This is a genomic window from Actinomyces provencensis (genome assembly GCF_900155435.1).
Lineage (GTDB): Bacteria > Actinomycetota > Actinomycetes > Actinomycetales > Actinomycetaceae > Pauljensenia > Pauljensenia provencensis.
Window position 1 is genome coordinate 3100519 of sequence record NZ_LT700212.1, and the last position, 23732, is coordinate 3124250.

The window sequence follows — 23732 nt, forward strand, 5'->3', positions numbered from 1 at the left end:
TGGGGGGGTGGTCGCCGGCGACGGGTGTCCGCGCGGTCGGCCCGCCGGTCGGGGAGGGCATTGACGAGGGCGTCTTCTGTTCGTCCGGGTCGCCGGATGCCGGGCTCGGACCGGCGGGGAGGTCGGTGCCGTCGGATGGATGCTGCGTGCTGGTCATCGTGCCTCCGCTGTGCGAGGGGTGGGGGTGGTGCGGGGGAGCAGCCCCTCCAAGGTGTCGACGACGGCGCGCCACTGGGCGGCCTGGCCACTGAGCTCCGCCGTGCCGTCGGGGGTGATCGAGTAGTACTTGCGTCGTCTGCCGTTGGGGGCCTCTCCCCAACGGGCGGCGATGAGCCCCTGGCGCTCCAACCGGTGCAGGAGCGGGTAGAGCATGCCCTCGCTCCATTCCAGCTTCCCGCCGGAGGCATCGGCGATGCGCCGCAGGATCGAGTAGCCGTAGTCCTCGCCGGTGGCGAGGACTCCCAGGACGATCGGGGTGGCCGAGGCCGCGACCAGGTCCTTCGTCAGCTTCATGACGGGCTCCTCCCGTGTACCTAGGGGTTCGAGGTATGACATGAACCTAGCACTGCTAGGTGTGGACGTCGAGGTGCGCCTGGGAGCTGGGCGTGTGCCGCGGGCAGGCGGTGGGGCCGCCCTCGTCGGCGGGTGTGACGGGAACGACCCACGATGGGCGCCCGGTCGGTTTGCCCGTCGGTGGCCCGGATCGGTACAGTGTCGTCGTTGCCCGCGCGCCGGTTCTCCGGGACGGCGGGCGCGGCCACCTTAGCTCAGTCGGCAGAGCGATTCACTCGTAATGAATAGGTCGTGAGTTCGATTCTCACAGGTGGCTCGACCAGGCACGAAAGGCGCCGGAACCCAGGTTCCGGCGCCTTCGCCGTCCCCGGGCTGCCACGAGGGCATGAGGTCCTGGACCTGAAAGCCGAAGAAGGCCGCAGTCACCAGAAGTTCTGTTGCCGACCAGCCCACCGTTCCGCGCAGCTTCCGGCTCATTGAGGAAGGTGAGGTGTTCAAGGCCGCTGCCAGATCCTTGGCTTGGACATCCTCCGAAAAGAGGTACTGGTTCACGGTATAGAGACAGGTGTCCCCGACTACTTCTGTGATGAAGGATCGGGCCAGTATCCAGTCTTGGGCCCCGGAGGATGCTACGGTACTCTCTACACATACATGGACGGGAGATTTATCGGAAAAGTGAACGTTCTTCGCCTTGCCGCTGATCGGAAGGGGAATCGCGGAGATGCGTACGCCTGGGCCAATCGGTGGTGCCAGAACAACCCGATCTTGTGCAGCGTTCCGCTTGCAATACTGAGTGGAGTTGTCGACAGATTGATTTTCAACGGGAGATACTCGTCGATGACGAAGGTGCGATAAATGAGTTCTGGCAGAGGTATTGTTGGGGAAGTCCTTATCGAATCTCTCCGCACGGTGCCCATGATGGCGGTATTCCTGTTCTGCCTTCTACAACTAGAGTGGACAATCCTACCAGCGATCATTGCTGCGTTTGTTACGCAGCTGCTCACGATCTTGGTTATTCGAATTGTCCAGNCGTTGGCGGTGGGCGGGATTCCTGGGTCCAGGTGGTGCTCGGGGCTGTGGGTGAGTGGTTCGGGTGTTGACTGGTCAGCTGGTGTCGAGGGTCGGTGTCAGGGAGCGGAGTGTGGTGATCGCATCGGCCAGAAGGCTGGCGTAGGGATGGTGGTCGGCGAGGTTGAGGATGCGCGCTCGGGCGTGGCGGGTGAGGACGGCTGGGACCTGGTAGAGGCGGTACCTCAGCCGTTTGACCTCCCACCTGCGTGCCTCGTGGTGGGTGAGGGCGAGGGTCTGCATCCAGGCGGTGAGGCCTGGTGCGAGTTGGACGATGTGGACCCAGATGCGGTTCTGGTTGAAGGAGTACAAGGGCAGGTTGCGTAGCCCCGTTTCCTTGGCCAGGCGTATGCGGTCCTCACAGCGGGCCCGACGCCGGTGACGCAGTTCCAGGTCAGGGATCTGGTGGTGTGGGCAGCCGGGGGTGGTGTTGGTGGCAAACGCGGTGATCCTCATGCCGTCGACATCTTCGAAACGCAACTGGGCTCCGGGGTGGGGGCGTTCTTTGCGCACGATGACGCGCATACCTGTGGGCCATGAGGTGAGGTCCATGACTCCGGTGAGTTCCGCGACCCACGCCCCCTGCCTGACTTGGCCGTCGGCGTCCAGGGCTGGACTCCACGCTTCCTGGGGCAGTTGGTGGAGGAGGTCGGGGGTGTCGTGGGGCAGCGTGAACCCCAATGAGTAGGACAGGCGCCGCGTGGTGAGCCACTTGGTGAGGTCATGGGTGGCGCCGGCCCCGTCGGTGCGGACCAGGACACTCTTGTTGCCCCTCCATTTGGGTGAGTGTCCGGGCAGTTGGGCCAGGGCGGAGCGGATGACCTGGATGTGATCGCGGGCAGTGTTGCTGCCGGCGTTGCCGGGGCGCAGTAGTACGGCCAGCGGCTCCCCCGTCCCGCCCTCCCCGTGGTCAACGAAGGCACACAAGGGATGGAATCCGTATCCCCTCTTGAACGTCGGCGCAGCCTGCTCCTTGTCCGAGTGGGAGGTGAGGAGGGTGGCGTCCAGGTCGATGATGAGCGGCTTTTTCGCCGTGCACCCGTGGTCGGGTGCCTGGGACCCGGCAAGATCCCACGCCCGCTCCCGCACGCAGGCGCGAGCCTTGTTGATGGCCCGCACGGCTTTGTCGGCATCACCGGCCAGGGTCTGGATCACCCGCGAGACCGTGGGATCTGAGGCCACGCGCCCATAGACACCCGGCTCACAGCGGACCATGTTGATGTCAGCCAGACAGTCCCCACCCAGGGCGAGAGTCAGTGCCAGGTCGAGGACGATCTTGGCGGGGTCGTGGGAGGACAGGGGCTTGCGCCACGGGGCCAAGGCACGCGACAGGGCCCCCTCCAATCCGAGGGCTCCCACGGTCTCCACCAGGAGCGCGCCGCCCGCCTGGCCCACCGCGCTCGAGGGACGGACCTTGGGGGACACGGCAGGGTAGAACCCGGTAGTCTTCTTCACCTGAGGGGTGCTCCACTTCTGGACGGAAAACGGATCTCAACTACCCGTATTTTCCCAGATCAGGAGCACTCCTCAGTTTGTCTCCCACCCCTCGAGACACCCCAACGATGAAAGCCCGAGGCTAGACGATCCACATGATTGGACAGTGGAGGCGGAGAGCGCTGGATGGTCTTGTTCCGGCGGAGGGGCCACGGAGGCATGGCTCTCCTGTGACGCCTGATGAGGCAGCGGCCGCTGGCCAGCGCGCTGTCGAGTTCAAATGGGATGCGTTCCGAGCGCATGAGGGGCTCTTCACAATTGACGGTGTAGTTGGGGTCTGAATCCGCCGCACTCGAGCAGTCCGCGGACGATGTAGTGCCTCAGGTTGCGGTGTGACTCCGTCCGCTAATTGGCGGGGTTCTTCGGTCGCTTCGTGGCGGTCTCACTGACGAGCGATGGCCAGCGGGGCCGGGTCGATCGGTCCCCGGGACGCTGTTCGGCACCAAGCGGTGGGCACTGCGCCAGCCAGGTTCGGGACCGTGCGGATCACAGGTAGCGGCAGATGGTCGTGGCGTCGCAGTTGGTCGGGTCGACCGTGGCGGCAGCGTCGCTGAGTTGGGCGACGGTGTGTCGCAGTGCCTGTAGGTCGGCGATTTGGCGGTCCAGGTCGTCCAGGCGGGTCTCGAGCAGATCTTGCACGTGCCGGCAGGGTGCGACCCCGGCGTCGCGGATGTCGAGGACCTCGCGGATTTGGGCCAGAGTGAACCCAGTGGTGCGGCTGCGGCGGATGAAGCCCAGGCGCGCCAGGGCCTCAGCGGCGTAGTCGCGGTAGCCGTTGGCGGTTCGGTCCGGTGCGGGCAGCAGCCCGGCTTCTTCGTAGAAGCGCAGCGTCTTGGTTGTGGTCCCGCTGGCCTCGGCCAGCTCACCGATCCGCACGGCGCCTCCTTGCTCGAACGGCTTCCACGTTCATCTTGACCTTTCCCTGCACTGGAAGGTCCATTCTGGTCACTGGAGACGTGCAACGCAAAGGAGATGTGCGATATGGGTGAGGACTACGACGTCGATTTGGCCGTGATCGGGTCAGGAGGCGCGGCCATGTCGGCGGCGATCGCGGCCAGCCAGGCCGGCAAGAGTGTGGTGTTGATCGAACGCGGCGTCCTCGGCGGCACGTGCGTGAACATCGGCTGTGTGCCGTCCAAGACGCTGCTGGCGGCCGCCGGAGCGCGGCACGCCGCGCTGACCAACCCCTTCGCAGGCGTCCCGACGTCAGCCGGACCGGTGGATCTGGGCGCCCTAGTGGCGCAGAAGGATGGCCTGATCGAGAGCCTGCGCGAGGCGAAGTACGCCGACGTAGCCGCCGCCTACGGCTTCGAGGTCCGCTCGGGCCAGGCCGCCTTCCTGAACAAGGACACCATGGCCGTCGACGGCGCGGTGCTGCGGGCCCGGGCCTACCTGATCGCCACCGGCTCCACCCCCGCCGTCCCGGACGTGGCCGGCCTTGAGTCCGTGGACTGGCTGACCTCGACCACGGCGATGGAGCTCACCGAGCTGCCCAAGTCCCTGGTCGTCATCGGTGGCGGCTATGTCGGGATGGAGCAGGCCCAGCTGTTCGCCCACCTCGGTGCCCGGGTGTCGGTGGTCGGGCGTCTGGCGCCCCACGCCGAGCCGGAGCTGGCCCAGGGGCTTCGGGAGGTTTTCGCCGACGATGGCATCACGGTGGTCGAGGAGCACGCGACCGCGGTGGCCACCGGCATCGGTCCTCATGGACAGGACGTCGTGGTGAGCACCGCCTCCGGCGCGCAGGTCCGCGGAGCACGGCTGTTGGTGGCCACCGGGCGCTTCGCGCGCACCGACGGCCTGGACCTGGCCGCTGCCGCGGTGGACGTGGACGAGCGGGGCTTCGTCGTGGTCGACGAGTCCCAGCGCACCTCCAACCCGCGCATCTACGCCGCCGGTGACGTCTCGGGGGCTCCTCAGTACGTCTACGTAGCCGCCGCCGGCGGTCGGGCCGCCGCGCTCAACGCACTTGCCGACGACGGTCGGGCCACGCCCGCACGCGTGGACTACACCGGTCTGCCTGCGGTCGTGTTCACCAGGCCCCAGCTGGCCTCGGCAGGGCTGACAGAGGACGAGGCCCTCGCCCGCGGGTACGTGTGCGACTGCCGGGTCCTGGGCCTATCCGACGTCCCTCGGGCGTTGGTCCAGCACGACACCAGGGGCGCGGTGAAGCTCGTAGTTGACGCCACGACCGGCAAGGTGCTGGGCGTGCACGCTCTGGCCGACGGCGCCGGGGAGATCATGCTGGCGGCCACCTACGCCATCAAGGCCGGCATGACCGTTGATGATCTGGCCGACACCTGGGCGCCGTACCTGACCATGGCGGAGAGTCTGCGCATCGTCGCCGGCCTCTTCCGCAACCAGATGCCGACGTCCTGCTGCGCCTGAGATCCCTCGTATCCACTGGCCCAATCCGAGGCCCGGGCCGGAGCGCCGGGGACGCCTGGTCCTCGGTACTGGTGCAGCAGTGCGCCTGTTCTGCATCGGGCACCCTTGCTGCTGGCCTTCGGTGTAGCCGGTCTCGGCGCGGTGTTTTCACCGGCACCGCCGCCGTGCTCACTATCGCCGCCATCGTCCTGGCAGTGACCGGAGCACGCCGCGCCGACCTCATCTCGCCGGTAGCTGTGGCGGCACGGAGGCTGAATCCTCGCTGTGTGGTTGGGCCGGTTCAGGGTGGCGTTGAGAAAACTCGCCGGTGGTGGTGGGGGCCTGACCCTTGTTCGTGGACACGCTGATTCCAGCATCTGCTGGGGAAGCGAGATCATGAACCATGGCCAGGAAGAACTACTCCGAAGAGTTTCGCCAGCAGGCGGTTGACCTGTACGAGTCGACACCGGGAGCGACGCTCCGCGGTATCGCGGAGGACCTCGGGATCGTCCGAGGCACGCTGTGGCTTCGTTCGCTTGGTGGCGGGGTTTTTGCAGCGCTCCGTGGCGGTCTTGTTGCCGCGATCACGCAGGACTGGCTGCAGGTAGGTGTCGCGGTCTGAACCGAGAGGGGTGCGCCCGGTCGGGGCCGTTTGGATCGCTGCCGCTACGTCAGAGTCCGAAGGCTCCGCCGCTGACGAGGATCACGATGCCGAGGCCGATGAGAACGATGGGGAAGAGGATGCGCTCCCAGCGTTCGAGCACTTCGGCGATCGGGGGGCGGGTGGCGACGAACTTTGCCAGGGCCACCAGGACCGCGACGAGCGCGAGGAAGATGATGCAGTAGGCGACTACTGCGAGAGGTTCCACGCTGAGGAAGACAGGGGTGTAGACGCCGATGTTGTCGCCGCCGTTGGCAAGGGTGACGCCTGCGACTGTCCACACGCCGACCTTCTTGCCGGCAACCTTGACCTCGTCGTCATCGTCGTCATCGTCTCCGCGCCAGGCCTGCCATGCGGCCCAGAGGCCGAGGCCCAGAGGGATGAGACCGAAGTACGGGATGGCTGCCAAGGGCAGGAATGCTCCGGCACCGATAGTCACCAGGACCGCGGCACCGAGGATGCCGGCGAATCCGAGGTACTGGCCGGCCAGAATGCGGGCGGTAGTGCCGCGCTGGCCTGCCCCTCGCGCGAAGAAGAGGGAGAGCACGATGATGTCGTCGATGTTGGTCGCTGCGAACAGGCCCATCGCCTGCAAGACCGAGGTGAGGATCATGCGCCCTCCCCAGCTGCGTCGCATCCGGGAAGCGAGCAGGCGGGATCGATGCACGGGGCGTCTTCGTCCACTGCCAGGGTGGCATCGACCAGTGCCGTCAGCGCCTGCGCCAGGTGCGAATCGGCGATCTCATATCGTGTCCGACGACCCTCGGGCTCGGAGACGACGATCCCGCAATCGCGCAGGCATGCCAGGTGGTTGGACACGTTCGGGCGTGTCAGGTCCAGATCTCGGGCCAGTTCCGCCGGGTAAGCGGGATGGTCGAGCAGGGTCAAGATGATCCGGGATCGAGTGGGGTCGGCCAGTGCACGACCCAGGCGGTTCATCACGTCGAGACGCGAAGCAATAGTCAGCATGGACTGAACTATACAGCGCGCACTGAACACTCGGTCACAGGCGTCAGCCCAGATCGCATGCCCGTAAGGGGAACCCTCACCGGACACCACCGCTACTTATCGAGAGGAACGACGGCACGCCTGGCGGGCTGTCCCGTAAGACCCGTCCGGTGAACTGTCCGGTGAAGGGAGGCTATATGACACACTGGGGAGCATTTCCCCCTTGAAGGTCGGCTATGCCCGAGTCTCCACCGACGAGCAGGACCTGACCGCGCAGCGTGACGGACTCGCGGCGTTCGGCGTCGATCCCAAGCGCATCTACGTCGATCACGGGCTCACGGGCCGCAACGCCGACCGTGAGGGCCTGCGGCAGGCGCTGGCAGCGTGTCGGGACGGCGATACATTCGTGGTCACCAAGCTCGATCGGCTGGCGCGTTCGGTCCGTGATGCCCACCAGATCGCCGACGACCTCGCGGCGCGGGAAGTGAAGCTGAGCATCGCCGGATCGGTGTACGACCCGACCGACCCGATGGGGAAACTGTTGTTCAACGTGCTGGCGATGGTCGCCGAGTTCGAAGCCGACCTCATCCGTGCCCGCACCCGCGAGGGGATGAAGGTCGCCAAGGCCAAGGGCCGGCTGCGCGGGAAGTCACCGAAACTCACCCCCCGGCAAGAAGCTCACCTCGTCCAGCTACATGCCGCCGACGAGCACACCGTGGGCGAGCTGGCCGAGCTGTTCAGCGTGGGCCGCTCCACGGTCTACCGCGCCCTTCAGCGCGCCGAGCGCGGGCGCGAGAACGCCTTGCAGTAGGTGCGTCGTGGACGCTCGAGCGCGGTGGCGAATCCTCAGGCTCCACGTCGAGGACCAGGTGCCCCTCGCGCGCTTAGCTCGCGAGACCGATGTTGGGCTGCGGACCCTGGAGCGCTGGCACGCCCGCTACCGCGCCGACGGCTACGCCGGACTGGAGACAGCCTCGCGAGCGGACACCGGCTCCCGCCGCCTTCCGCCCGACCTCGTCCACCTGATCGAGGGTCTGGCACTGAGCAAGCCGCGGCCGGCCATCGCCACCATCCACCGCAAAGTCACCGGCATCTGCGCCGCCCGGAGATGGCCGTTCCCCTCCTACTCGGTGGTGTGGGACATCGTGCGGACCCTGGATCCCGGCATGGTCACCCTCGCCCTGGAGGGCGCAGCGTCCTACCGCGACAAGCACGAGCTGGTGCTACGCCGGCAAGCAGAGCTGCCCAACGCGATGTGGCAATCCGATCACACCATGCTCGACATCCTGGTGGTGGGCACCGACGGCAAGCCCGCACGGCCATGGCTGACAACGATCCTCGACGACTGCTCCCGGGCGGTCTGCGGCTACACAGTCTTCTTGGGCGCACCGTCGGCGATGAACACCGCCCTGGCGCTGCGCCAAGCGATCTGGCACAAGACCGACCCGACCTGGCCGATGTGCGGCCTGCCCGACGTGCTCTACGTCGACCACGGCAGCGACTTCACCAGTGACCAGCTCGCCCACACCGCCGTCGACCTCCACATCCGACTGATCCACTCCACCGTCGCCCGACCCCAGGGACGGGGCAAGATCGAGCGGTTCTTCGGCACCATCAACACCGAGCTACTCGCCACCCTGCCCGGACTCATCACCGAAGGGCACCCCTGGCCGACACCGAAACTGTCCCTGGCCGCCCTCGATAGCGCCCTGGAGGCGTTCGTGGCCACCTACAACGACCGCACGCACAGCGAGCTCGGAACCTCCCCGCGCAGCGCGTGGATCGCCGATGGCTGGCTGCCCCGAATGCCCGAGAGCCTGGAAGACCTCGACAGACTGCTGTTGACCGTCGCCAAGACCCGCGTCGTGCGCCGCGATGGCATCCGCTTCCAGGGCCTGCGCTACGTCTCGCCAACTCTGGCCGGCTACGTCGGACGCTCGGTCGTGATCCGCTACGACCCCCGCGACATCACCGAGATCCGCGTCTTCGATCACGACGAATTCGTCTGCAAGGCCGTCAACCAAGAGCACCACGACCAGAAGGTCAGCCTCAAGGAGATCCAGGCCGCGCGCAACGCCCGCCGCCGGGCGCTGCGAGCCGGCATCAACGAACGCATCGCCCTCGTGGCCGCACCTACCGAGACGCCACGGATCACCGAAGCACCGGCTCCGGCGCCGAGGTCGGCGTTGAAGATCTACAAGGAGGACCTCAGGTGAGCCAGCGCTTCATCGTCACCAAGGAGCACCGCCGCTTCACCGAGTTCGCCGACGCCGTGCGCCGCGGGCACACCATCGGTTTGTGCTTCGGATCAGCCGGCGTAGGAAAGACACTCTCCGCGCGCCGCTACGCACACTACGAGAAGGCTCATGACCTGCTGACCTACTGGGGGCCGCGCTCCGACAACGACGCCAAGATCTACGCCGCCTTGAACCGGAGCCGCACCGTGCTCTACACCCCCAGCGTGCTGACCACCCCGCGGACCCTGAAGGACGAGCTGACCCAAGCCATCACCCGCACCAACATGTGCATCGAGCAGCACCTCGTACCTCCCGGCACGGCCACTCCCGAGGCCTGGGGATGGCGACACGGCAGGAACTACGTGGAGCTGATCATCGTCGACGAGGCCGAACGACTGCGTCCCGCCGCGCTGGAACTGCTGCGCGATCGCTACGACCGCGACGGCATCGCCCTGATCCTGATCGGCATGCCCGGCCTGGAGAAGCAGTTCAGCCACTACCCCCAGTTTTACAGCCGAGTCGGCTTCGCCCACCAGTACCGGCCCCTGGGACAAGACGAACTGCTGTTCGTCCTCGAGCGACACTGGCGATCCCTCGGCAAGACCCTCGACCCCGACGACTTCACCGACGCCCAAGCCATCGCAGCCATCGCACGGATCACCCGCGGCAACTTCCGGCTCCTCGAACGCCTCTTCCCCCAGATCCAGCGGGTCCTGAAGATCAACGAACTCGACACCATCACCAACGACGTCATCGAAGCCGCACAGAGCACCCTGGTCATCGGTGTCACCTGACCCCGCCACGAAGCGACCGAAGAACCCCGCCATTCAGCAGACGAAGTCACAGGTTGCGGAATCCGAGGGCCGTGCCGCGTAGGTGTTCGAGGCGGCCATTGATGGCTTCGGTGGGGCCGTTGGAGGTGCCGGGTCTTTCGAAGTAGGCCAGGATGTCCGCGGCCCGGTTCTTCAGGGTTCTACCTACTCGTCGGATCTCGACCAGGGACGCTGGGACGCCCTGGGCGACCCGGTCGATGAGCTGGGCCATCAGCTGCTTGCCTTGGCGGTGGTCGGGGTGCCGGTAGGCCTCGATGGTGTCTTGGTAGACGTGCCAGGTCGCCTCGACGGCGACGTGGATGTCACCAGCGAACAGGTCGGTGATGCGGGTGCGTTGCTTGTCGGTGAGCAGGTCCGCACCGGTGTGCAAGGTCCGCCGGGCGCGATACAACGGGTCGGTTGATCGGCCGCGGTGGCCGTGGAGCTCTTGCTGGACCCGGCGCCGACACTGATCCAGACTGTCACCGACTAACCTCACGACATGGAACGGGTCCATGACCGCGACCGCGTCGGGGAGCTCCTCGGCAGCAGCGGTCTTGAAGCCAGCGAAACCGTCCATCGCGACCACCTCGACCCCATCGCGGAAGGCCTGGGGACGTTCGTTCAGCCAGGTCTTGAAGACCTGCTTGGAACGTCCCTCGACCATGTCGAGCAGGCGTGATGGCCCTGTGCCGTCGCGGATCGGGGTCAGGTCGATGATCACGGTCACGTACTTGTCACCCTTGCGGGTGTGACGCCATACATGTTCGTCGACCCCTATGACCTTGACCCCGTCAAACCGGCGGGGGTCCTCGATCAGGACCCGTTTGCCTTCGGCCAGGATCGCGTCGTTCGCGGTGTTCCACGCCACGTCAAGGCTCTGCGCGAGACGGGCCACGGACAGGTGCTGGACCACGATGCCTTCCAACGCCCACCGCAACGCACGCCGGGTGAGCTTCGCCCGCGGCTCGGCCGCAGCGCTGGTGTCCTGACGCCACACATGCCCGCACCCGGTGCACCGGTAGCGGCGCACGGTGACCTCAAGAGTGGTCGGTCGCCATCCGAGTGGCTCGTGGGCCAAGCGGCGGACCACCGTGTCACGGACCTTGCCCTCGCACCCGCACTGCCGGCACCACTGGTCCTCGGCCACGACCCCGACACCGCAGCACCGCACGAGACCGCTCCAAACGCTGGCCCACAGCCACCAGACCGAGCGAGTCAAGACCACAGAACGTCGTCAGATCAGGGGCAGCGAAGGTAGCGTTGGACACGTCGAGGTCTTTCGGATGGGCGGCGTAGGAACCTCCATCATCGGAAGACCTCGACCCCTATCCCCGCAACGACGCGCCCACCAGCCCCACACCCCCAATTGTGAAGAGCCGACCCGGGGTAAATCAGGGAGGACCCTGAGGGGTTCGACATGCTGGTCCCCTGAGCTTCTGCGGAGGCGGTGCCGTCCTCGTCCGCGCAGCCACATCTCATTGGAACACCGGGCCGAGCCCTCTCTCCGAGACGTGCGGAAGGGGTGCACCAGTGCCCCCCTGACCTCAGCTGTAGTCAGCGTGGACGCGCTGGGTCGAGCCGTCCAGGGTGAGTGTGCCACCGTAGGGCAGCACCCACTGGGGGCGGGTGTGGCCGAAGGGGATCCCGCAGCAGATGACCGCGTCAGGGTTGTAGGCACTGACCGTCTCGATGACGGTGTCATAGCGCTCGCGGCGCATGCGCTCACGCGTGCCCGCATCCGGGGAGGAGGCGAAGGAGCTGACCGGGGGTCGGGCGAAGGCCACTCCGGCGACGGCGTTGAGCACACCTCGCTCACCGAGGTTGCGCAGCATGCGGAACTCCAGGAGCGGGGGGATGATCTCCTCCGAGAGCTCGACGAGCAGGACGGCCCCCTCCAGGTCTGCGGGGTCCATGCCGAAGCGACCGGCGGCCAGGATGTCGTTGACGACCTCCAGGCACCCACCCCAGGTGGGTCCCGTCACGACATCGGCAGGCCCGGCCCAGGTCCAGGGCTGTGTGGCCTCCCGCAGGCCGAACTCACGCACGGCGGCGGGATCCGCCCAGTCCAGGCCGTGGTCCTCCGACTCGCCGGGTTCGGTGACCTCCAGCGAGCCACCCTCGAGCAGTGCCGCGCGCAGGGAGGTTGCGTGAACGGGGTCCACCCCGGGGCCCGGCCCCAGATGGACCTGTGTCGAACCACCGTAGAAGCTGGTCACCCCGCATCCGAGGAGGAAGTGGTGCAGGTGGGTGTTGTCGGAGTAGCCGAGGAACGGCTTGGGGTCGGCGCTCAACGCCGCCGGATCCAGGTGGGGGATGACGGTGATCTGGTCGTCCCCGCCGATCGTGGCGATGACTGCGCGGACCGAGGGGTCGGTGAACGCGGCGGTGAGGTCGCGGGCGCGGTCCGCGGCACTCGCTCCGAGCTGCCGGGTCGTGGGGTACTCGACGGGGACCAGTCCGGTCAGCTCGGCCAGGCGCACGAGGGCCTGCTCGTGGAGCGCGGGTGCCACGCCGGGGGCCGCGAACGAGGGCGAGAGGACGGCGATGCGGTCGCCCTCCCGAGCCTTCGGCACAGGGGTGGAGAGCGCGCGTGTCATGTGGGGAGGGTACCAACCGGTCCCGACACCGTCGGACCCGTGACGGTCAGCCCGCGAGGTGGGTGAGCCGGTCGATCACCCGTAGGAGGCCCTCGAGGTCCCGTCCGCCGATCGCCTGGCGGGGAGCGCCGGCGACGGGTGCGAGCGCACCGGTCGAGGGGTCGCCGGGGTCGGGGCGGTCCACGTCGGTGCCGACCTCAGGGTCGCTGAGCAGGGCCTCGTAGTAGAGACCGTCCCCCACCAGCTTGACGGCCCGGGCGACGTCGGCATCGCCGATCTCGTCGACCAGGACGGAGAGCCACAGCTCGGATGCCCACCGGGAGACCTCCACGGCGCGGGGATGGTCCGTGCGGGAGAGCCGTGCCACCGCCACGAGCGTGCGGTCGAGGTCGGTGCCCTCGAAGGAGGAGGTCCGGATGTAGTACCGCGCCGCACCCTCCGGAGCGGTCCGCATGGTCTGCGCATCGGCCTGCACCAGCTCCTCCAGGTGCTCGCACAGGGCCTCGGCCAGGGACTCCTTGGAGGGGAAGTGGTAGAGGAGCCCACCCTTGGAGACGCCCGCCAGGCGGGCCGTGGCGTCCATGGTCGCCCCGCGTTCACCCTCGTCGGCGAGGAGGCGCGCATACGCCTCGAGGATGGTGGTCCTGGATGTGCGCACGGCGGCAATGCTACACAGGGATGGACTACTGTACCGGCTGGACGGTATAGTCCACATCGTCACCGGACCTCCGACCCCACGGTCGTCCACCAATCCACTGAACGGAGCAGCACATGACCACCCCGGTGCGTCAGACCCATGGCGGGGACCTCGCCCCCGACACGGGAGGCACTCGGACACCCGGCGGCTCCGCCGGGCGTCGGTGGGGAGCGCTGGCCGTGCTCATGCTTCCAGTGCTGCTGATCTCCATCGACAATACGGTCCTCACCGTCGCGCTGCCGCAGATCTCCCTGGAGTTCTCCGCCTCGGGGACGCTGCTCCTGTGGATCGTCGACATCTACTCCCTGGTCATGGCGGGCCTGCTGGTCACCATGGGCACGCTGGGGGACCGCATCGGGCGGCGTCGGATCCTCCTGATCGGTGCGACGGGCTTCGTCCTCGTCTCGGTGCTGGCGGCCTTCGCGCCCAACGGTCACGCCCTCGTCGCGGCGCGCGCGCTCCTGGGTGTCTTCGGGGCGACGCTCATGCCCGCCACCCTCTCCCTGATCCGCAACATCTTCGAGGACCGCGACGAGCGACGGCTCGCGCTGGCGGTGTGGGCGTCCTGCTTCGCAGCGGGCGCTGCACTGGGGCCCATGGTGGCGGGCGTCCTGCTGGAGCACTTCCACTGGGGGTCCGTGTTCCTCATCGCGGTGCCCCTGCTCGTGCCGATGCTCGTGCTCACCCCGCTCCTGGTGCCGGAGTCGCGTGACCCCAACCCCGGACCCGTCCCGGTCCTCGACTCGGCACTGTCGGTGGTCGCCCTGTCCAGCCTCGTCTACACGATCAAGCACTCCATGGTGTCCGGCCTGGACGCGGTGACCGTGGTCTGCGGGCTGCTCGCCCTGGGGACGGGGTGGGTCTTCGCGCGCCGCCAGCTGCGCGGCACCACTCCGATGCTCGACCTCAGGCTCTTCGCCCGCCCGGCCTTCACCGGCGCGGTCCTGGCCAACACGCTGGGGGTGTTCTCCATGCTCGGGTTCGTCTACTACGCCTCCCAGCACGCCCAGCTGGTCCTGGGACTCACACCCCTGGAGACGGGTGTCGCCATGCTGCCGGGCATGGTCACCATGGTCGTCTCCGGACTCGCAGTGGTGCCCCTGGTCCGCCACGTCGCCCCCTTCCGTGTCATCACCGTCGGCCTGGCGCTGGCGGCGCTGGGCCACGGGCTGGTGGCGCTCACGGGCAGCGGGGCGTCGGCGGTGCTGCTCGCGGGGCTCTTCGCCCTCATCAGCATCGGTTCCGGGGCCACCGAGACCCTGACGAACGACGCGATCATCTCCGCCGTGCCCGCGAGCAAGGCCGGCGCGGCGTCGGCGATCTCCGAGACCGCCTACGAGGTCGGCGCCGTGCTGGGGACGGCGGTGCTCGGGGGATCCTGGTCTCGCACTACCGCACGGCGGTGGACGTGCCCGCGGGGCCCAGCCCGGAGCAGGCCCACCTGGCGGGGGAGACCCTGGGAGGGGCCGTGTCCGTGGCCGCAGAGCTGCCCGCCCGGATCGGCACCGAGCTGCTGGAGTCGGCGCACCGGGCCTTCGACTCGGGCATCATCCTGACGGGTTCGGTGGCGGCGGTCGTGATGGTGGCGGCAGCCGTCATGGCGCACTCGCTGATGCGGCCCCGCGCTTCCGCAGAGGCACGCCTCGACTGAAGCCTGGGGCACCGGCCCGATCCGCGAACCGCAGCCCCCCGCTCGCTCAGGAAGGCGGAGAAGAGGGCTCCGCCCTCGTGGACCCGCGACCGTCCGCCTCCGTGGCGGCGCCCTTCCGCACCAGGCGCAGTACGAACTCGAGCTTGCCGACGACCGCATCAGGGATGACGAAGGGGTAGAGGTCCCGCTTGCCCATGGCGCGGTTGACCTCGTTCAGTGCGGCAGCCAGCGGCAACCAACGCCGCAGGATCTGGCCCATGTCCGGGTCCTGCAGTGGGTCGATGCGGGGGACCGAGACCATCGCGGCGGCGACCTCGGGGGGCCAGTCCCCGGGGATCGACGGCATCTGGATGCCGTGCGCGGCCGCCGTCTGCAGCGTGTCCGTGATGTGCAGGAAGTGTGCGAAGGTCTCGGCGAAGTCCTCCCAGGGGTGGGTGGTGGCGTACTGGGAGATGTAGGAGTCCTGCCACGGCGTCCCCGTGCCGTCCTCCCCGTAGTGGGCGTCGAGCGCGGCACCGTAGTCCTGGCGCTCGTCACCGAAGATCCCGCGGAACTCCGCCAGCAGCTCCTGGTCCGGTGAGACCAGTGCCTGCCAGTAGTAGTGCCCGATCTCGTGGCGGAAGTGGCCGAGCATCGTGCGGTACTGCTCGTCGAGCAGGGCTCGCAGGGCTTCACGGTGGGAGTCCTGGGCCTCGGTGATGTCGATGGTGATCACGCCGTTGAGATGGCCGATCATGACCTTCTTGTCGTCCGTGGAGGCGTCGAGGTCGAAGGCGAGGCCGCTGTCGGGCTTGTCGCGGTGGCTGACGATGGGGAGGTCCAGGTCGTCGAGTTGGTGGACGAGGCGGCGCACTGCGACGCCCGTGTCGTGCAGGTACCCCCGAACGGTGTCGTCGATGAGGTCGGGGACGTGACGCACGAGCAGGCAGGCGTCGCACAGGTCCGTCTCCCCGGTGCAGACCCAGTTGCAGCCGATGGCGTGGTTGCGGCACCGGCGCCAGGGGGTGCCGTCCCCGTCCGTCCATTCCCCGTCGACGAGGGCGACCATGGCGTGCTGGGCACGCGAGAAGGAGAGTTCCACGCCGCAGTTGACGCAGGCGTCGTTGTCGAAGTAGACGATGTGCTGGCAGGAGGGGCACTGGAAGAGCTTCACGGGACCTCCAACGTGGTGGGTTGCGCCGGACGAGTGGGTCGTCGCCCCCGATCGGGCGAGGGGGCGGCCGACGCGAGGGGCCCCACGCCCCATCCTGCTACACGACAGCCCCGGGGAGTCCACCTGCCGTCAGGATGCGACGCGGCGGAACCCTGGAGCGTTGGACACCTCCGGCCCGGTCCTCGATGCGGGGGGCACTCGAAGGAACGTGCCCGGTGCCTGCGCGGTGCGCCGTGACGGGCCGGTGGACGGACTTCGAGGGTGGAACGGAGCGGACTTCGAGGGTCGAACGGAGCGGACTTCGAGGGTCGAACAGAGCGGACTTCGAGGGTCGAACAGAGCGGACTTCGAGGGTGGAACAGAGCGGACTTCGCCGGGAGGAGGGGGTTCCCCGTCCTCCCGGCTCCGCCCCGCTCAGGCCACCGTGCGGATCAGGTGGTCGAAGGCACCCAGGGCTGCCTGGGCACCCTCCCCGGCGGCCACCACGATCTGCTTGTAGCGCGAGGTCGTGCAGTCACCGGCGGCGTAGACGCCCTCCACGGAGGTGCGCAGGGACTCGTCCACCACGATCTCCCCGCGCGGGGTGAGATCCACCGACCCCTTGAGCCAGCCGGTGTTGGGCAGCAGGCCGATCTGGACGAAGACGCCGTCCAGGGGGAGCGTGGACTCCGCACCCGACTCCCGGTCCGCCACGCGCAGCCCGGTCACGCCGCGTCCGTCACCGAGGACCTCCTGGGTCGCGGCGTTGACGTGGACGTTGACGTTGCCCAGGGTGCCCAGCGTGTGCAGCAGGACCTCGTCCGCACGCAGCCTGGTGTCGAACTCGACGACGTCGACGTGTGCCGCGACGCCCGCCAGGTCGATGGCCGCCTCGATGCCGGAGTTGCCCCCGCCGATCACGGCGACGCGCTTGCCCCTGAACAGGGGTCCGTCGCAGTGGGGGCAGTAGGTGACGCCCTTGTTGCGGTACTCCTCCTCGCCCGGGACACCCAGCTGGCGCCAATGGGCACCAGTGGCCAGGACCACCGTGCGGGCGGCGAGCTCGGTGCCGTCCTCCAGGCGCACCACGGCCGCGAGGGGCGAGTCGTCCGATGCGGGCTCCAGGGCGACCGCCCGGTGGTCGGGCAGCACGTCGACCTCGTACTCGCGCACGTGCGTCTCCAGCTGCTGGCCGTAGGTGGGGCCCTCCACACGGGTCAGGGAGGGGAGGTTCTCGATCGCAGCGGTGTCCAGGACCTGACCGCCCATGCGCTCCGCGACCAGCGCGGTGCTCAGGCCCTTGCGGGCCGTGTAGATGGCCGCGGTGGCCCCGGCGGGACCGCCACCGATGACCAGGACGTCGTGCTCGGCCGGGATGGCGGGCGTGTCCGAACGGTCCTCGGGCGCCAGTGGGGCGACCTTGTCGAGGATCTTCTCCAGGCTCATGCGGCCCTGCCCGAAGGGCTCCCCGTTGAGGAAGACCGTGGGCACGGAGCGGATGCCCCGCTCCTCGGCCTCCGCCTCGAAGGCGGAGCCCTCGATGGCGGTGTGCGTGACCTGTGGGTTCAGCACGGCCATGAGGTCCAGCGCCTGGACCACGGTCGGGCAGTTCTGGCAGCTCAGGGAGAAGAACGTCTCGAAGTGCAGCGGGCCGGTGAGCTCCCGGGCGCGCTGCTGGAGGGCGGGGTCCTCCGTCGAGGGGTGGCCCCCGACCTGCAGGAGGGCCAGCACCAGGGACGTGAACTCGTGGCCCAGGGGCACACCCGCGAAGCGCAGGCCCGTGTCCTCACCCGGGTTCGTGATGAGGAAGGACGGGCGCCTGACGTCGTCCGAGGGGTCCTCGACCACGGAGAGCTGGTCGGACAGTGCCGCGATCTCCCCCAGGAGCTCCGACATCCTCCGCCCGGTGGTGGAGTCATCGGTGGCGGCCCGCAGCTCCACGGGTCGTGTGACGTACTCCAGGTACGTGCCGAGCTGGGTCGTCAGTGTGGTGTCGAGCATCAGATCTTGCCCACGAGGTCCAGCGAGGGGGTGAGGGTCTCCTCGCCCTGCTCCCAGTGGGCGGGGCAGACCTCGTCCGGGTGGGCGGTGATGTACTGGGCGGCCCGGACCTTGCGCAGCAGCTCCCGGGCGTCGCGCCCGATTCCGGAGTCGTTGACCTCCATGACGCGGATGCGGCCCTCGGGGTCGATCACGAAGGTCCCGCGCAGGGCCTGCCCCGACTCCTCGTCGAGGACGTCGAAGTTGCGGGCGAGGTCCTTCCTGAGGTCACCGAGCATCGCGTACTGGACCTTGCCCACGGCCTCCGAGGTGTCGTGCCAGGCCTTGTGGGAGAAGTGGGAGTCGGTCGAGGCGCTGTAGACCTCGACGCCGAGCGCCTGGAACTCGTCGTAGTGGTCGGCGAGGTCCTCCAGCTCCGTGGGGCACACGAAGGTGAAGTCACCGGGGTAGAACATCAGCACGTTCCAGGTCCCCCGCAGGTCCGCGTCGGTCACCTCGATGAACTCGCCCTGCCTGTACGCATTGACGGTGAAGGGTTGGATGACTGTGTTCACCAATGACATGGTGTACCTTCTTCGCTCTCGAAAACTGACCGTTGTAGTGGTATTTTACGTCCGCCCCGATCCGATCCCAAGGTCGGGCGGCGTCCTGCGTACATGACCACAACCTGCAGATCTGCCTTGACAACTGCTCGCGGAGCGGCCTGCTCGGTCTGGCGAACGGTTGGCCGCCGTCTCCCTCGTCCTCCAATGCTGAACGCACAGAAATGGTTGACGAGAGGTGCCACCCGTGTCGGGTGCCGGCGCCCCGGTCCTACGATGGGGCGCAGACCGACCCTGTGAGAGGAAGAGGCCACCCATGGACCGGGACGCCCTCGTCATCCGTCACGTCGCCTTCGAGGACCTCGGAGTCCTGGAGCCCCTCCTGCGTGCCCGCGGCTACGGGATCCGCGACCTCCGGGCGGGCGTGGATCCCCTGGAGGCGGAGGAGGTGGCGGGTGCGGACCTGCTGGTCGTCCTCGGCGGTCCGATCGGCGTCGGGGACCAGCACCGCTACCCCTTCCTCTCCGGGGAGCTCGCCGCGATCGGCGCGCGCCTCGACGAGGGCGGTCCCACGCTCGGCATCTGCCTGGGTGCCCAGCTGATCGCCGCAGCCCTCGGTGCCGCGGTCGAACCCACGGGCCGCGTGGAGATCGGGTACGCCCCGCTCACGTGGACGAGGGCGGGGCGGGACTCCGTGCTCGCGGGGATCGGTGACACGCCCGTCCTGCACTGGCACGGCGACCAGTTCGCCATCCCGGCAGGTGCCGAGCGTCTGGCCGGGACCCCCGGCTTCCCCAACCAGGCCTTCACGCGCGGGGCGGAGGTCCTGGCCCTCCAGTTCCACCTGGAGGCTGACCACACCCGCATCGAGCAGTGGCTGGTCGGGCACGCCCACGAACTCGCTTCCCATGGCATCGACCCCCGGACGTTGCGGGAGGACGCCCAGCGGTACGGACCGGAGTTGGCCACGCGGGCGGGCGTGGTGTTCGGCGACTGGCTGGACTCCCTGCCCGTCTGAACCTCCTCCCGGGGTGCGGGCGCGGTGGGGTCACCCGGTGCTCAGGCTCCGGTGCTGCGCCGGAGGAAGTCCCGGACGTCGGCGACCTCCTGGGGGCTGATCCCGTGGGACAGTCCCGGGTAGAGGCGGACCTCCGGACGGGTGTGTGCCGGCAGCCAGGCGGCGGTGCGCTCCATGGCGTGGGCGGCGATGACGCGGTCCCCGTCGCCGCGACCCCAGAACAGGGCGGGGCGCAGGGCCTCCAGCTCGGCATCACCCGGGTGGGGCGCTCCCTGGACGAAGCCCGACAGGACCACGGCGGCGGGGACCCGGTCGGGTCGGGTGCGCAGCAGTTCGGTGGCCATGAGACCGCCCTGGGAGAAGCCCAGTGGCACGACCCGGGAGGTCTCCCCCAGGTTCCGGTCGATCCACCTCCACAGGGCGTCGGTTGCGGGGGCGACCTGGTCGGGCGCGGGTGATCCGGGTGTCGTGATGCGGAACCACGCGTGGGAGCCTGGAGCGAGTTCGATCGGCGCCCGCAGCGACGCCCAGGGCCGACCCGGCGCCACCCGTCCCGCGAGCGCGGCCAGGTCGCCCTCGTGCGCGCCGAACCCGTGCAGGAGCACCAGGGTCGGGCCCGACGGGTCTGCGCCGAGGTCCCAGGAGGACAGGGCCAGGAGACCCTGCTCGCCCGCGGTCGTTGCGCCCCGTGCGCCCCCCGGCGTCCCGGCGTCCCGGTGTGCGGGCCGGCGCCCGGCTGACGGTCGCTCATCGGGCCAGGACCTCCTCCACACCACGACCCGGCAGGGAGAGGGTGACGCGGGTGTGCCACGGGTCGAGCACCACGATGCTGGTCCCGTGGTCCTCGAAGGGCAGGTGGGCGGCCCGCAGCCGGATGCCGAGGGCGTCCAGGTCCTCGCGCCCGGGCACGGTGATCGCGACGTCTCCCAGGCCCAGGCTGGCGGCGCGGGGCCCGGCGCCACGGCTGTTCCAGGTGTTCATCGCGAGGTGGTGGTGGTACCCGCCTGCGGACACGAACAGTGCGCCCGGGTAGTCACGCTGGGTGACCTCGAAGCCGAGGATGTCCACGTAGAACGCCTCGGCCGGTGCGAGGTCGCCGACCTGGAGGTGGAGGTGCCCCACCCGCGCCCCGGGCGAGCCCACGGAGTCCAGCGCGTCCTGGGTGAGGTGCTCACGCAGGTAGGCATTGGGGTCCAACCACCCGGTGGTCATCTCGATCCGGCCACCTCGTCGGGGCCACTGGGCTCGCTCGCGGTCGGTGTAGAGCTCCACCCCGTTGCCCTCGGGATCGGTGAAGTAGAAGGCCTCGGAGACGCCGTGGTCTGAGGAGCCGACGAAGCGGCTGCGCGGATCCAGGGCGGCCCGGTGGACGGTGGCCGCGAGGGAGGGGGCGTCGGGGAACAGGAACGCCGTGTGGAAGAGACCTGCGTGTCGGGGGTCCGGCACGGGGAGGTCGGGGCTGGCGACCAGTCGCACCATCGGCGTGCCGGCGCGTCCCAGCACCCGGCGGACCTCGCGTCCGCGGGCGACCTCCTCCAACGGTTCCATCGCGAAGGCCCGGGAGTAGTAGGAGGACATGGACTCCAGGTCGCCGACCCTCAGCGTCGGGGCGTCCATCGACGTGTGGGCGTTGATGACCCGCCCGGCATCCCGGAGGGCCGCGGTGGGGGTGGGCGGGGTGATGCTCATGGCTGTTCCGATCGTGGGGGAGGTGGCGTGGCGACGAGGGCGGGGCCGCGCTGTCGGACGGGGCGGGCTCCGTCGACGGTGGGGCCTGTGCGTGTGTCCACCCGGTGGGTGGGGTCCGCTCGGGGCGCGCCCACCCGGAGCCCGGAGAGGCGGGCCGGGTGGGCGCGGTGCTCGCAGGGGGTCAGCGCACGACGGCGAAGCCACCGGTCCAGGAGATCTTCTCGCCCGCGGCCAGGGTCAGCTGCAGGAAGCCGAGGGCCTCGAGCTCGTGGGCACGTGCGAGGGAACCGGCGTCGACGGCGCCGAGGCCGCCGGCCTCGACCGCTGCGGCCAGGGTGGCCTTGGCCTGCTCGTCGTCACCGGCGATGAGGACGGTGGTCCGCTCCTCCCCGACCGTTCCGGAGGACAGGGTGGCTGCGAAGTTCGTGTTGAAGGCCTTGAGCACGTGGCTCCGGGGCAGCTTGTCCTGGATCTCGGAGGCGGCGGAGGAACCGACGGGCACGACCAGGGAGTCGACGGTCTCGAAGTTCAGCGGGTTGGTGATGTCGACGACGGTCCTGCCGGCGAGTGCGTCACCGTAGGCCGTCAGGACCGAGTCGACGGCGGGGTAGGGGACGGCGAGGACCACGACGTCGCCCGTCAGGTCCCTGGTGCCGACCTCCTCGTGGGGGACGAGGTCGACGGCACTGCCGCCGGCCCGCAGGACGCCCGAGATCGCGGTGGCCATGTTGCCGGTTCCGATGATGGAGAAGCTCGTCATGATGTGTCCTTCCCGCCCCGGGGGGCGTGTGCTGCTCGGCTGGTGGCCGGATGTCGTTTGTTGTACCTACAAGTGATGACGGTAGACGATGATGGTTGTAGATGCAACCAAATGCTAGGATGTGCTCCATGACGACCGAGGAACCCACCGGACTCAGCCGCAAGGAACGCACGGCGATCGCGCGCCTGCGCGCGCTCCTCGAACTGCTTCCCGCGGCACTGGACCGCAGGCTGCACGACCTCGGGCTCACGGCCTTCGAGTACTCCCTGGTGGAGGCGCTCGCCGAGGCGCCCGACCGTCGACTGCGCCTCAGCGCCCTCGCGTCACGGACCAACGCGACCCTGCCGCGTCTCTCCCGCGTCGTCAGTGGTCTGGAGCGCAAGGGGCTCCTGGTCAAGACGCAGTGCGCTGCCGATGCGCGGGCCACGAATGCGGTCCTCACCGCTGAGGGTGAGGCGGCGTGGTTGCGGGCGGCGCCCGTCTACGGCCGCGCCGTGGGGGACATGGTCCTCGGTGGCCTGGGGGCGGGGGACGTGGACGACCTGGCCCGTCTGTCCCTGGCCATGCTGCGACGCCTGGACCCCGACGGTCGGATGGCCGTGACCCTGGGGCAGGGCTGTGGTGCCGACCCCGGGAGGCAGGCGCACGCCGACAGCACGCACGGTGTCGCTGGGGTGGCGGGCACCGGGGGAGTGCCGGGCTGTGGTGCTGATCCGGAACCGCCCTCGTCCCCGGGCTGTGGCGCCGACCCTGCGCCCCCGTCCGCGGAGCGTGGGGTGGATCCCGACTCCTCCGGTGACCGGGCGTGCGGGGCGGACCCGGAGGGATCCGGCTCGGGGGAGAGCGGGGCCGACCCCGACGTCGCCGGAGCCGGGAGGTGCGGGGCAGACCCTGTTCCGGTCGCTCGCGCGGCCGGTGCCACGGTCGTCCCTCAGTGAGTGAGGGGGGAGACGGGCGCGGGCAGGCCGGAGCGGGACATGAGCAGGGCGATCCCCGTGCGCGCACTCCCCCGGTCGTCGGCCGTGACGGCCACGCCATAGGCTGCGCGCAGGAGGACCACGAGGGTGTCCAGGTCGATGTCCGCCGGAACGGTCCCGCTGCGGTGCGCGGCCACCAGCGCGTCGTCCAGCAGGCGTCGCATGTGATCGGCGTGCTGCAGTTGGGAGTTGGTCCGGCGCACCTCGACCACGGTCTCGAGGAACCCGACGTCGGTCACCACCAGATCCAGGACCTTCTCCCACAGGAGTGAGAAGGCGTCCGGTCCGCCCCCTCCTGCCGCTGCGACGCGGTCCAGCTCGGCCAGGTTCTGTTCGAAGACCTCCAGCGCGAGGTCCATCCGCGTGGGGAAGTGCCGGTAGAGGACGCCCTGCCCGACCCCGGCCTCGCGGGCGACCGCGCTCAGTGGCACGCGGTAGCCGCGTTCGGCGAAGAGGCGTCGTGCGGCGCGCACCAGGGCTGCGCGGTTGGCGGGTGCGGCTGCAGGACCCCTGTTGCTCCTGCCCTCGTGCGTCTCCATCGTCTGCATTATACTGATCCGGACAATGT

The 23732-nt window shown here is 69.0% G+C and carries 21 protein-coding genes, 1 tRNA gene and 2 pseudogenes; 9 read left to right on the forward strand and 15 right to left on the reverse strand.

Annotated features, from left to right (window positions below; all coding sequences use genetic code 11):
• Positions 1 to 153 precede the first annotated feature (153 nt).
• Complete coding sequence (locus BQ9890_RS13400; protein WP_075892183.1) at positions 154 to 513, reverse strand: PadR family transcriptional regulator; 360 nt, start codon at positions 511 to 513, stop codon at positions 154 to 156.
• A 243-nt stretch (positions 514 to 756) separates the two neighbouring features.
• On the opposite strand from BQ9890_RS13400, the gene BQ9890_RS13405 reads away from it, so the two are divergent.
• Positions 757 to 829: transfer RNA gene (locus BQ9890_RS13405), tRNA-Thr, on the forward strand.
• 788 nt (positions 830 to 1617) lie between these two features.
• Here BQ9890_RS13405 and BQ9890_RS13410 read toward each other — a convergent pair.
• Both BQ9890_RS13410 and BQ9890_RS13415 read right to left on the reverse strand, forming a co-directional pair.
• A complete protein-coding gene (locus BQ9890_RS13410) occupies positions 1618 to 3036 on the reverse strand; it encodes an IS1380 family transposase (RefSeq protein ID WP_075891624.1) in 1419 nt (472 codons plus the stop codon).
• A gap of 525 nt (positions 3037 to 3561) precedes the next feature.
• On the reverse strand, positions 3562 to 3951 hold the full coding sequence (locus tag BQ9890_RS13415; protein WP_075892186.1) for a heavy metal-responsive transcriptional regulator: 390 nt from the start codon (positions 3949 to 3951) through the stop codon (positions 3562 to 3564).
• Positions 3952 to 4056: 105 nt separating this feature from the next.
• Between BQ9890_RS13415 and merA the strand changes: the two genes are divergently transcribed.
• Positions 4057 to 5460 carry a mercury(II) reductase gene (merA, locus tag BQ9890_RS13420; RefSeq protein ID WP_075892188.1) on the forward strand — a complete coding sequence of 468 codons (1404 nt, stop codon included), beginning with the start codon at positions 4057 to 4059 and terminating at the stop codon, positions 5458 to 5460.
• A gap of 382 nt (positions 5461 to 5842) precedes the next feature.
• Positions 5843 to 6031, forward strand: a pseudogene (locus tag BQ9890_RS13425) (transposase); the annotation flags it as partial.
• A 79-nt stretch (positions 6032 to 6110) separates the two neighbouring features.
• Here the strand turns inward: BQ9890_RS13425 and BQ9890_RS13430 are convergent.
• The gene (locus BQ9890_RS13430; protein ID WP_075892190.1) at positions 6111 to 6713 is read right to left on the reverse strand and encodes a cadmium resistance transporter; all 603 of its coding nucleotides are present in this window, start codon (positions 6711 to 6713) and stop codon (positions 6111 to 6113) included.
• A complete protein-coding gene (gene cmtR / locus BQ9890_RS13435; protein ID WP_006590980.1) occupies positions 6710 to 7069 on the reverse strand; it encodes a Cd(II)/Pb(II)-sensing metalloregulatory transcriptional regulator CmtR in 360 nt (119 codons plus the stop codon). Before cmtR ends, BQ9890_RS13430 begins: the two co-directional genes overlap by 4 nt.
• A 202-nt stretch (positions 7070 to 7271) precedes the next feature.
• Between cmtR and BQ9890_RS13440 the strand changes: the two genes are divergently transcribed.
• Genes BQ9890_RS13440 through BQ9890_RS13450 form a run of 3 tightly spaced genes read left to right on the forward strand, consistent with a single transcriptional unit; the run spans position 7272 to position 10079 of the window.
• On the forward strand, positions 7272 to 7859 hold the full coding sequence (locus BQ9890_RS13440) for a recombinase family protein (protein ID WP_006215039.1): 588 nt from the start codon (positions 7272 to 7274) through the stop codon (positions 7857 to 7859).
• 7 nt (positions 7860 to 7866) lie between these two features.
• Complete coding sequence (locus BQ9890_RS13445) at positions 7867 to 9264, forward strand: Mu transposase C-terminal domain-containing protein (RefSeq protein ID WP_075892192.1); 1398 nt, start codon at positions 7867 to 7869, stop codon at positions 9262 to 9264.
• On the forward strand, positions 9261 to 10079 hold the full coding sequence (locus BQ9890_RS13450; protein WP_010552309.1) for an AAA family ATPase: 819 nt from the start codon (positions 9261 to 9263) through the stop codon (positions 10077 to 10079). The genes BQ9890_RS13445 and BQ9890_RS13450 overlap by 4 nt, the downstream gene beginning before the upstream one ends.
• A 46-nt stretch (positions 10080 to 10125) precedes the next feature.
• On the opposite strand, the pseudogene BQ9890_RS13455 reads toward BQ9890_RS13450, so the two are convergent.
• The 3 genes and pseudogenes from BQ9890_RS13455 to BQ9890_RS13465 all read right to left on the reverse strand — a co-directional run bounded on the left by BQ9890_RS13455 (position 10126) and on the right by BQ9890_RS13465 (position 13355).
• Positions 10126 to 11368 (reverse strand): annotated as a pseudogene (locus BQ9890_RS13455) (ISL3 family transposase).
• Positions 11369 to 11644: 276 nt separating this feature from the next.
• Positions 11645 to 12697, reverse strand: coding sequence for a S66 family peptidase (locus BQ9890_RS13460; RefSeq protein ID WP_075892195.1), 1053 nt, complete (start codon positions 12695 to 12697; stop codon positions 11645 to 11647).
• A gap of 46 nt (positions 12698 to 12743) precedes the next feature.
• A complete protein-coding gene (locus tag BQ9890_RS13465; protein ID WP_075892198.1) occupies positions 12744 to 13355 on the reverse strand; it encodes a TetR/AcrR family transcriptional regulator in 612 nt (203 codons plus the stop codon).
• 113 nt (positions 13356 to 13468) lie between these two features.
• On the opposite strand from BQ9890_RS13465, the gene BQ9890_RS13470 reads away from it, so the two are divergent.
• Positions 13469 to 14950 carry an MFS transporter gene (locus tag BQ9890_RS13470; RefSeq protein ID WP_230297962.1) on the forward strand — a complete coding sequence of 494 codons (1482 nt, stop codon included), beginning with the start codon at positions 13469 to 13471 and terminating at the stop codon, positions 14948 to 14950.
• 141 nt (positions 14951 to 15091) lie between these two features.
• Here BQ9890_RS13470 and BQ9890_RS13475 read toward each other — a convergent pair whose 3' ends face one another.
• The 3 genes from BQ9890_RS13475 to ahpC form a co-directional block, all read right to left on the reverse strand.
• Entirely contained in the window at positions 15092 to 16198 is a 1107-nt protein-coding gene (locus tag BQ9890_RS13475; protein WP_075892201.1) for a zinc-binding metallopeptidase family protein, read from the reverse strand.
• Positions 16199 to 16612: 414 nt separating this feature from the next.
• The gene (ahpF, locus tag BQ9890_RS13480; RefSeq protein WP_075892204.1) at positions 16613 to 18178 is read right to left on the reverse strand and encodes an alkyl hydroperoxide reductase subunit F; all 1566 of its coding nucleotides are present in this window, start codon (positions 18176 to 18178) and stop codon (positions 16613 to 16615) included.
• Positions 18178 to 18741, reverse strand: a complete 564-nt coding sequence (gene ahpC, locus BQ9890_RS13485) for an alkyl hydroperoxide reductase subunit C (RefSeq protein WP_075892206.1) — start codon at positions 18739 to 18741, stop codon at positions 18178 to 18180. Before ahpC ends, ahpF begins: the two co-directional genes overlap by 1 nt.
• A gap of 295 nt (positions 18742 to 19036) precedes the next feature.
• Between ahpC and BQ9890_RS13490 the strand changes: the two genes are divergently transcribed.
• A complete protein-coding gene (locus BQ9890_RS13490) occupies positions 19037 to 19738 on the forward strand; it encodes a glutamine amidotransferase (protein WP_075892208.1) in 702 nt (233 codons plus the stop codon).
• A gap of 41 nt (positions 19739 to 19779) precedes the next feature.
• On the opposite strand, the gene BQ9890_RS13495 is transcribed toward BQ9890_RS13490, so the two are convergent.
• The 3 genes from BQ9890_RS13495 to BQ9890_RS13505 all read right to left on the reverse strand — a co-directional run bounded on the left by BQ9890_RS13495 (position 19780) and on the right by BQ9890_RS13505 (position 22187).
• On the reverse strand, positions 19780 to 20514 hold the full coding sequence (locus BQ9890_RS13495) for an alpha/beta hydrolase (RefSeq protein WP_230297963.1): 735 nt from the start codon (positions 20512 to 20514) through the stop codon (positions 19780 to 19782).
• On the reverse strand, positions 20486 to 21427 hold the full coding sequence (locus BQ9890_RS13500) for a VOC family protein (protein ID WP_075892210.1): 942 nt from the start codon (positions 21425 to 21427) through the stop codon (positions 20486 to 20488). Before BQ9890_RS13500 ends, BQ9890_RS13495 begins: the two co-directional genes overlap by 29 nt.
• Before the next feature lie 181 nt (positions 21428 to 21608).
• The gene (locus tag BQ9890_RS13505; RefSeq protein WP_075892212.1) at positions 21609 to 22187 is read right to left on the reverse strand and encodes an NADPH-dependent F420 reductase; all 579 of its coding nucleotides are present in this window, start codon (positions 22185 to 22187) and stop codon (positions 21609 to 21611) included.
• A gap of 128 nt (positions 22188 to 22315) precedes the next feature.
• On the opposite strand from BQ9890_RS13505, the gene BQ9890_RS13510 reads away from it, so the two are divergent.
• Positions 22316 to 23125: a MarR family winged helix-turn-helix transcriptional regulator gene (locus tag BQ9890_RS13510; RefSeq protein WP_075892214.1), complete on the forward strand. Its 810-nt coding sequence runs from the start codon at positions 22316 to 22318 to the stop codon at positions 23123 to 23125.
• Here the strand turns inward: BQ9890_RS13510 and BQ9890_RS13515 are convergent.
• The gene (locus tag BQ9890_RS13515) at positions 23119 to 23703 is read right to left on the reverse strand and encodes a TetR/AcrR family transcriptional regulator (RefSeq protein WP_075893257.1); all 585 of its coding nucleotides are present in this window, start codon (positions 23701 to 23703) and stop codon (positions 23119 to 23121) included. The genes BQ9890_RS13510 and BQ9890_RS13515 overlap by 7 nt on opposite strands.
• Positions 23704 to 23732: the final 29 nt, after the last annotated feature.

Excerpts from the sequence above, each read along its gene's own strand:
- ahpF (WP_075892204.1), bottom strand. The coding sequence starts at position 18,178 with ATGCTCGACACCACACTGACGACCCAGCTCGGCACGTACCTGGAGTAC.
- BQ9890_RS13400 (WP_075892183.1), bottom strand. The coding sequence starts at position 513 with ATGAAGCTGACGAAGGACCTGGTCGCGGCCTCGGCCACCCCGATCGTC.
- BQ9890_RS13500 (WP_075892210.1), bottom strand. The coding sequence starts at position 21,427 with ATGAGCATCACCCCGCCCACCCCCACCGCGGCCCTCCGGGATGCCGGG.
- BQ9890_RS13430 (WP_075892190.1), bottom strand. The coding sequence starts at position 6,713 with ATGATCCTCACCTCGGTCTTGCAGGCGATGGGCCTGTTCGCAGCGACC.
- BQ9890_RS13470 (WP_230297962.1), top strand. The coding sequence starts at position 13,469 with ATGACCACCCCGGTGCGTCAGACCCATGGCGGGGACCTCGCCCCCGAC.
- BQ9890_RS13505 (WP_075892212.1), bottom strand. The coding sequence starts at position 22,187 with ATGACGAGCTTCTCCATCATCGGAACCGGCAACATGGCCACCGCGATC.
- ahpC (WP_075892206.1), bottom strand. The coding sequence starts at position 18,741 with ATGTCATTGGTGAACACAGTCATCCAACCCTTCACCGTCAATGCGTAC.
- BQ9890_RS13510 (WP_075892214.1), top strand. The coding sequence starts at position 22,316 with ATGACGACCGAGGAACCCACCGGACTCAGCCGCAAGGAACGCACGGCG.
- merA (WP_075892188.1), top strand. The coding sequence starts at position 4,057 with ATGGGTGAGGACTACGACGTCGATTTGGCCGTGATCGGGTCAGGAGGC.
- BQ9890_RS13515 (WP_075893257.1), bottom strand. The coding sequence starts at position 23,703 with ATGGAGACGCACGAGGGCAGGAGCAACAGGGGTCCTGCAGCCGCACCC.
- BQ9890_RS13490 (WP_075892208.1), top strand. The coding sequence starts at position 19,037 with ATGGACCGGGACGCCCTCGTCATCCGTCACGTCGCCTTCGAGGACCTC.
- BQ9890_RS13460 (WP_075892195.1), bottom strand. The coding sequence starts at position 12,697 with ATGACACGCGCGCTCTCCACCCCTGTGCCGAAGGCTCGGGAGGGCGAC.
- cmtR (WP_006590980.1), bottom strand. The coding sequence starts at position 7,069 with ATGCTGACTATTGCTTCGCGTCTCGACGTGATGAACCGCCTGGGTCGT.